We start from the raw sequence: 5647 nt of genomic DNA on the forward strand, positions 1-5647 counted from the left end.
GGAGTGTGATTCGGATGCCCGATGGCCAGCACCTGCTCGGCGGCGGTGCCCGAGGGCAGCAGCACGCCCGCCCGCAGCGGGAAGACCTCGTCGATCTCCCGCCCGATGCCGCCGATCAGCATCGTGTGCCCGCGATCGTTGACCGAGAGGCTGAAACCGCCCCGTTCCGTCGCCGCCGTCAGCTGCCCGAGCGGCCGGGCCGAGGCGGCGCGCAGCAACCGCGCGGGCTGCCAGGTCTGACCGAGCCGAAATACCCTGGGCCCGATCTGATATCGGCCGCCACGGCGTTGCACCGCGCCCTCCATGACCAACTGGTTGAGTAACCGATAGGCCGTGGCCTTCGGCAAGCCCGCCGTCGATGCCAGCCGGGTCAAGCCCAGTTCATCACCGTGCGCGAGGGCCTCCAACAGGGCGAATGCCCCTTCGAGCACGCCGCGGCCCCCCATGGCCGCTTTCTCCATCGTCGCTTCGTTCACTCTCTGTCCTCCCATGCAGATGCTGCAACGAACCGAGCACGTCGTGCATATCGCTCCCGGTCCAACAAATGGAACGCCTGGTTCGCTCAACAGACCGGCGCCTTTCGCCGGCAGCCGGCCAGCTACAGCATTGGTCCCGTCACGCCGAACGGGCGCCGGACGTTCCTCCACCTGGATGAGTCTCCGGTTCTCGCCCTTCACCCACGTTTCAACGACGTCTCACGGCGTCGAGTCGGTGAAATCGGCGGCGCGACGACCACTCGGGGGACATTTCGCCACACGGAATCGAGGGAGAGAACACATGGTCGACAGCCTTTTCGCGGACGTGTCATATTTTCAGACGCCGGTGGACGACTCCTATCCACACGCCATTCTGAGCTTCCGCTCCAACGACGGCACCTTCCGCGATGCCAACTTCGCCACGAACTACGAATGGGCCTGCCGCGCAGTGGATTCGGGGCGTCTGGCCTGCTTCATCGTCTACTTCTACTGGCGGCCGAACTGGCTGGAGACCGTCGAGGTCCATCGGCGGATGGTCGAGGAGGCGTGCGGGCCGCACCCGCGGATGATCGCCATGATCGACGTCGAATCGGGCGGCAACCCCGACGGCGATCAATCCGACGGCATCAACGGCGCGTACTGGAATCTCGCCGAGTGGCTCGGCGATCGCCGCCGCGTGATCGGTTACGCGAACCAGGCCGATTTCTTCGCCATGTGGCCCGACCGCCCGGCGGGGCTGCGCATGGTCGGCGCGGGTTACGGGCGCAATCCGAACCTGCCCGGCCAGATCGCCCACCAGTACACCGACGGGCAGGGCTACGGCGACGGCCTGCCGGAGGGCGCCCCGCCGTTCGGCGACTGCGACATGAACGCCGCCTACGAAATGTCACCCCAGGATTTCGCCGCGGCCTGCGGCGTCGGAATAGAGGAGGAATTGATGTCCGCACTCAACGAGGTCGAGCAGCGTGAACTGCTCGACAAGATCCGCGAGATCTGGATCCAGATGCTCGGCCCCGACGGCTCCGGCTGGCCACAGCTCGGCCAGAACGAGAAGGGCCAGAACCGCACCCCCGTCGACGCGCTCGCGGCCGTCGAGGACGCGCTCGAGCGTCCGCGAAAATAGCGGTTCGAACGGTCGCGGTGCCGGTCCGCCCCTATCGGCACCGCGGCTGAGCCCAGCCCGCTCAGTCTTGGATACGACGCTGGCTCAAGCTTTGTGCGGCAAAATCGCCAGCGCGAGCGCGAGTCCGGCGACAATGCTGACGCACGACGCGACCGTCGCGACGACGGACTGGGTCAGGGCGGCGACGCCGACGGTGAGGGCCAGGCAGGTGGCGGCCGCGAGCACCGCGGTGCCGGGTTCGACGCCGGCGATTCTGGTCGGTCGTTGGTCGATCACAGTCAAAACCTTTGTTCGGGCTCGCGGCTCGGATGTTCGTCGGCGCAAGCGCTTTCGGCGGTGTGCGGGGCGTGTCACCGCCCGCACACCGCGCGCGGGCTACTTGCCCAGCGCGTTCTTCGCCTTCTCGACGGCGTCCCCGACGGCGTCCTTGACGTTGTCCACCGCGCCCTTGACCGCGGACTCGACCTGGTCGGCCTTGCCCTCGGCGCGCAGATCGTCGTCGCCGGTCGCGTTGCCTGCGGCCTCCTTGGCCTTACCACCGAACTCGTCGACCTTGTTGCCGATCTTGTCGCTCATAGACATCGAAACCTCCACTGTGTCCCGGTGCGTCCCGGGTCGGACGCGCACCCCGTAGTGACACGGCCACCTCGGGAAACCGCACGCAGCAACCACTGAGACAACGATCACGGCATACTGGCCGTGACGCTTTCCGATCCCCGGTGTCTTGCTGATGAGCGGTGGAGGAGGTGCTGTGACCACGACAGAAACGGTTGCCGAAACCACGCCGGACGATGCGACCCTGGTGAGCAGGGCGCGCGACGGCGATATGCGGGCCTACGAGCAGCTAGTGCTGCGCTATCAGGGGCCCATGTTTCGTCTCGCGGTGAAGATGCTCGCCGACCGCTCCGACGCGGAGGACGTCGTCCAGGAGGTGTTCCTCGGCGCCTGGCGCCGCCTGCCGCAGCTCAACGACGACGCGGCCTTCGTCGGCTGGCTGTATCGCATGACCACGAACCGCTGTTTGAACGTGATCCGGGCTCGCAGACCGACGGTCGAGGTCGACCCGGAAGCCACCGAATCGCCGCGCTCGGATACCCAGCCCGAACAGGCGGTGCAGGTGAGCACCCAATTGGAGGCGCTGAACGCGGCGCTGCAACTGCTCACGCCCGAACAACGCGCCTGCTGGCTGCTGCGCGAGGTGCACGGGCTGACCTACGAGGAGATCGGCGACATCGTCGAAGTGAACGCGACGGCGGTACGCGGCCGGATAGCCCGCGCGCGAGCCCACTTGTCCGAGGTGATGAAACCATGGCGGTGAACGGAAAGACCGAACAGGATTATCAGCTGCCCTGCGGGCGCGAGATCGAACACGTCTGGGATCGGCTCGACGCGGTCGAGGCCGGGCTCGGCGACGAGCACGAGACGACCTGTCCGCACTGCGGGTCGGCCAGGGAATCGCTGGTCGCTTTGCGCGCGGCGACACAGGAGTTGATCGCCGAACCGGACCCGCCGCCCCCCGATCTCACCGGACGCATCATGTCCGCGGTGCGGGCCGAGGCCAGGCGCGGCCGGACGCTCGTGCTGCCGACACCGGCGGCAGGCACGGTCGAGGTGAGCGAGCAGGCCGTCGCCACCGTGCTGCGCTACGCCGCCGACTCGGTGCCCGGCGTGCGCGCCAGGCAGTGCCGGGTGCGCCGGGTCGGGATGGGGACGGACGGGGAGACCGTGGTCGCGGTCGAGCTGGCGGTCGCCGTCGGATTCGGGCGCACCACGATCGGCGAGGCGCTGCCGCTCGTGCGCGAGCGGGTCACCGCCGCGCTCGCCGCCCAGGTCGGGCTCGTGCTCGAGACGCTGGATCTGACGGTCGCCGATATCTACGAGGATGAAGCCGGGGGAGGGCAGCGATGACAGCCGATGCGGATTCCGACGCGGTTTCCGAGGTGCGGATCGAGTCGCCGGTCGTGGCCGCGGTGGCCGCGCGAGCGGCGTGCGCGACGCCCGGGGTGGTCCGGCTGGAACCCGGTGTGCGCGGGCTGGTCTCGTCGCTGGTCCGGGCGGGCAAGCAACGCCTGGTCAGTGCCGACCCCGCCGCGTCGGAGGGTGTGCGGGTGCGCCGGACCGCGTCGGGTGCGCTGAGTGTGCATGTGGACGTGGTGATCTCGGCGGACCGGGCGGCGTCGGCGGTCGGACACGCGGTGCAACAGGAGGTTTCGCGGGTGGTGCGCGAGCAGACCGGACAGGCGGTCGCCGAGGTGTCGGTGTCGATTCTCGATATCGAGCCCGAGCGGCCGTGAGGGGGGCGGTGTGGTGAGTTCTACCGGCGATGTCATCGCCGTGCTGATCGGAGCGCTGGACACGATCGACGGTCTCCGCCCCGCGACGCCGTTGGGCGCGCAGAGTCCAGCCTGGTGGCCATGGGACGCAAGAAGTTTCGCATTCGATGTCGCGCCGGGCCGGATCGAGATCCGGGTGGCCGCGGCCGCGCTGCCGCTGGCGCCGCTGCTGGAGAAGGCGACCGCCGCATTGCGCGCGGCCTTGGCCGGCACCGAGTGGTCCGATGCCCGATTGCGTGTGGTGGTCACCGAACTCGACGCCGGAGCGTTCGGCAGTGAGGGGGTTACCTAGCTCACACCAGTGCGCCCGTGACGAACGGGCCGGGTCGCGTGTCGATCCCTATGAAGCCGAGGTCCGCTGTACCGCAAGGGAAATCAGGAGGAGCAATGAGCACCACGACAACCACTGACAAGAACACGGACACCAAGGCCGCCGGCGCGAGCGCGGAGAACAAGTCCCCCGCGAACCGGACCTCGTCCGACGCGCCGGCGAAGGACAGCAAGCTGGCCAGCGATCAGGGCACCACCACCATCGCCGATATCGTCGTGCAGAAGGTGGCCGGGCTCGCGGCCCGCGAGGTGCGCGGCGTGCACGATCTCGGCGGTGGCGCGGCGCGCGCGTTCGGCGCGATCCGCGATCGCATCCCCGGCGCGTCCGCCAGTGTGGGGCAAGGTGTCTCGGTCGAGGTGGGGGAGACCCAGGCGGCCGTCGATCTCGAGCTCGTCGTCGAATACGGCGTCGCCATCGCGGATCTGGCGCGCGCGGTGCGCCGCAACGTGATCAACGCGATCGAGCAGATGACCGGGCTCGACGTGGTCGAGGTCAATATCAACGTCAACGACGTGTACATCCCCGGCGACGAGGACGAGAACGCGCCGAGCAGCCGGGTGCAGTAATGAACGCCACAGCGATCTGCCTGGCGGTCGGTCTCGCGCTCGGCTTCGCCGGTGCGTTCGGCGGGTTCGGCGCGTTCACCATCGTGCTGCTGTTCGCCGTGCTCGGCCTGGTGATCGGCCGCTGGCTCGACGGTGAGCTCGACCTGGCCGGGTTGGTGCAGTCCGCGCAGCGCAAGGGCAGGCGATGACCGCGGCCGTCGCCGACGAGTATCCGGGCGTCACCACGGTCGCGCCGCGCGCGGTCCAGCGGATCGCCGCGCAGGCGGCCCGCGAGGTGGCCGGCGTCGGGCCCGACGTGCGGGTCGAGGCCAGGGTCTTCGCGGACCGGACCTCGCTCGACGTCCGGCTGCCGATCCGGTACCCCGCGCCGGTGGGCCGGGTGACCGAGGAGTGTCGCGGGCACCTGGCCCGCCGGACGCGCGAGCTGACCGGGCTGGCGGTGAGCGCGATCGACATCGTGGTGGCCGAGCTGACCACCGAAACCGTTGCGGGAAGGAGGGTTCGGTGATCCGCAGGCCGCGCCGAGTGTTGCCGGCGATCGTGGTCGCGGTGCTGCTGCTCGCCGTCTGCGTCGCGGTGGCGGTGTCGCTGATCCAGCGCCTCGTCGGCGCGCACGAGTTTCTCTCCTACGACACCGTCGCCAGCGATCTGCACGGCATGACCTGGCACGACATGCCGGTGCTCGTCGCGGGTGTCGCGACGGCGGTGCTCGGCCTCGTGCTGCTCGCGCTCGCGCTGTGGCCGGGCCGGGCCGCCGTGCTGCCGCTCGGCGACGAGGACGGGCTCACCGCCGGCGTGACCCGCGGCGGGCTGCGCAC

The 5647-nt window shown here is 69.4% G+C and carries 11 protein-coding genes and 1 pseudogene; 9 read left to right on the plus strand and 3 right to left on the minus strand.

Translation table 11 applies throughout. The features are described from left to right. Nucleotides 1-476 (minus strand): helix-turn-helix domain-containing protein (locus tag ON39_RS13945; protein WP_157195460.1); only part of this gene is annotated, 476 nt, incomplete at its 3' end. A gap of 301 nt (nucleotides 477-777) precedes the next feature. Here ON39_RS13945 and ON39_RS13950 point away from each other — a divergent pair. Beyond that, nucleotides 778-1599, plus strand: a complete 822-nt coding sequence (locus ON39_RS13950) for a hypothetical protein (RefSeq protein WP_040734362.1) — start codon at nucleotides 778-780, stop codon at nucleotides 1597-1599. An 84-nt stretch (nucleotides 1600-1683) separates the two neighbouring features. On the opposite strand, the gene ON39_RS13955 is transcribed toward ON39_RS13950, so the two are convergent. Together ON39_RS13955 and ON39_RS13960 are read right to left on the minus strand one after the other, a co-directional pair. Beyond that, complete coding sequence (locus ON39_RS13955; protein ID WP_040734364.1) at nucleotides 1684-1875, minus strand: hypothetical protein; 192 nt, start codon at nucleotides 1873-1875, stop codon at nucleotides 1684-1686. A 99-nt stretch (nucleotides 1876-1974) separates the two neighbouring features. Next, a complete protein-coding gene (locus ON39_RS13960; RefSeq protein WP_373283687.1) occupies nucleotides 1975-2175 on the minus strand; it encodes a CsbD family protein in 201 nt (66 codons plus the stop codon). Between the two features lie 175 nt (nucleotides 2176-2350). Between ON39_RS13960 and ON39_RS13965 the strand changes: the two genes are divergently transcribed. The 8 genes and pseudogenes from ON39_RS13965 to ON39_RS14000 form a co-directional block, all read left to right on the plus strand. Next, complete coding sequence (locus ON39_RS13965; RefSeq protein ID WP_040734365.1) at nucleotides 2351-2917, plus strand: RNA polymerase sigma factor; 567 nt, start codon at nucleotides 2351-2353, stop codon at nucleotides 2915-2917. Beyond that, nucleotides 2908-3507: an anti-sigma factor family protein gene (locus ON39_RS13970; protein WP_040734366.1), complete on the plus strand. Its 600-nt coding sequence runs from the start codon at nucleotides 2908-2910 to the stop codon at nucleotides 3505-3507. Before ON39_RS13965 ends, ON39_RS13970 begins: the two co-directional genes overlap by 10 nt. Beyond that, nucleotides 3504-3893, plus strand: coding sequence for an Asp23/Gls24 family envelope stress response protein (locus ON39_RS13975; RefSeq protein WP_040734368.1), 390 nt, complete (start codon nucleotides 3504-3506; stop codon nucleotides 3891-3893). The genes ON39_RS13970 and ON39_RS13975 overlap by 4 nt, the downstream gene beginning before the upstream one ends. A 10-nt stretch (nucleotides 3894-3903) precedes the next feature. Continuing rightward, a complete protein-coding gene (locus tag ON39_RS13980; RefSeq protein ID WP_246003037.1) occupies nucleotides 3904-4224 on the plus strand; it encodes a hypothetical protein in 321 nt (106 codons plus the stop codon). 95 nt (nucleotides 4225-4319) lie between these two features. Further along, the gene (locus ON39_RS13985) at nucleotides 4320-4829 is read left to right on the plus strand and encodes an Asp23/Gls24 family envelope stress response protein (RefSeq protein WP_040734369.1); all 510 of its coding nucleotides are present in this window, start codon (nucleotides 4320-4322) and stop codon (nucleotides 4827-4829) included. After that, nucleotides 4829-5017 (plus strand): hypothetical protein, encoded by a 189-nt coding sequence (locus tag ON39_RS13990; protein WP_040734370.1) that lies wholly within the window; start codon nucleotides 4829-4831, stop codon nucleotides 5015-5017. The genes ON39_RS13985 and ON39_RS13990 overlap by 1 nt, the downstream gene beginning before the upstream one ends. Beyond that, complete coding sequence (locus ON39_RS13995) at nucleotides 5014-5337, plus strand: Asp23/Gls24 family envelope stress response protein (protein WP_040734371.1); 324 nt, start codon at nucleotides 5014-5016, stop codon at nucleotides 5335-5337. Before ON39_RS13990 ends, ON39_RS13995 begins: the two co-directional genes overlap by 4 nt. Next, nucleotides 5334-5647 (plus strand): annotated as a pseudogene (locus tag ON39_RS14000) (DUF6286 domain-containing protein); the annotation flags it as partial. The gene ON39_RS13995 and the pseudogene ON39_RS14000, both read left to right, overlap by 4 nt.

This window comes from Nocardia tenerifensis NBRC 101015, from assembly GCF_000308715.1.
GTDB classification, from domain to species: domain Bacteria; phylum Actinomycetota; class Actinomycetes; order Mycobacteriales; family Mycobacteriaceae; genus Nocardia; species Nocardia tenerifensis.

Bases quoted from the DNA above. Each gene is read 5' to 3' on its own strand.
- ON39_RS13950 (WP_040734362.1), top strand. From the start codon at position 778: ATGGTCGACAGCCTTTTCGCGGACGTGTCATATTTTCAGACGCCGGTG.
- ON39_RS13960 (WP_373283687.1), bottom strand. From the start codon at position 2,175: ATGAGCGACAAGATCGGCAACAAGGTCGACGAGTTCGGTGGTAAGGCC.
- ON39_RS13970 (WP_040734366.1), top strand. From the start codon at position 2,908: ATGGCGGTGAACGGAAAGACCGAACAGGATTATCAGCTGCCCTGCGGG.
- ON39_RS13975 (WP_040734368.1), top strand. From the start codon at position 3,504: ATGACAGCCGATGCGGATTCCGACGCGGTTTCCGAGGTGCGGATCGAG.
- ON39_RS13985 (WP_040734369.1), top strand. From the start codon at position 4,320: ATGAGCACCACGACAACCACTGACAAGAACACGGACACCAAGGCCGCC.
- ON39_RS13990 (WP_040734370.1), top strand. From the start codon at position 4,829: ATGAACGCCACAGCGATCTGCCTGGCGGTCGGTCTCGCGCTCGGCTTC.
- ON39_RS13995 (WP_040734371.1), top strand. From the start codon at position 5,014: ATGACCGCGGCCGTCGCCGACGAGTATCCGGGCGTCACCACGGTCGCG.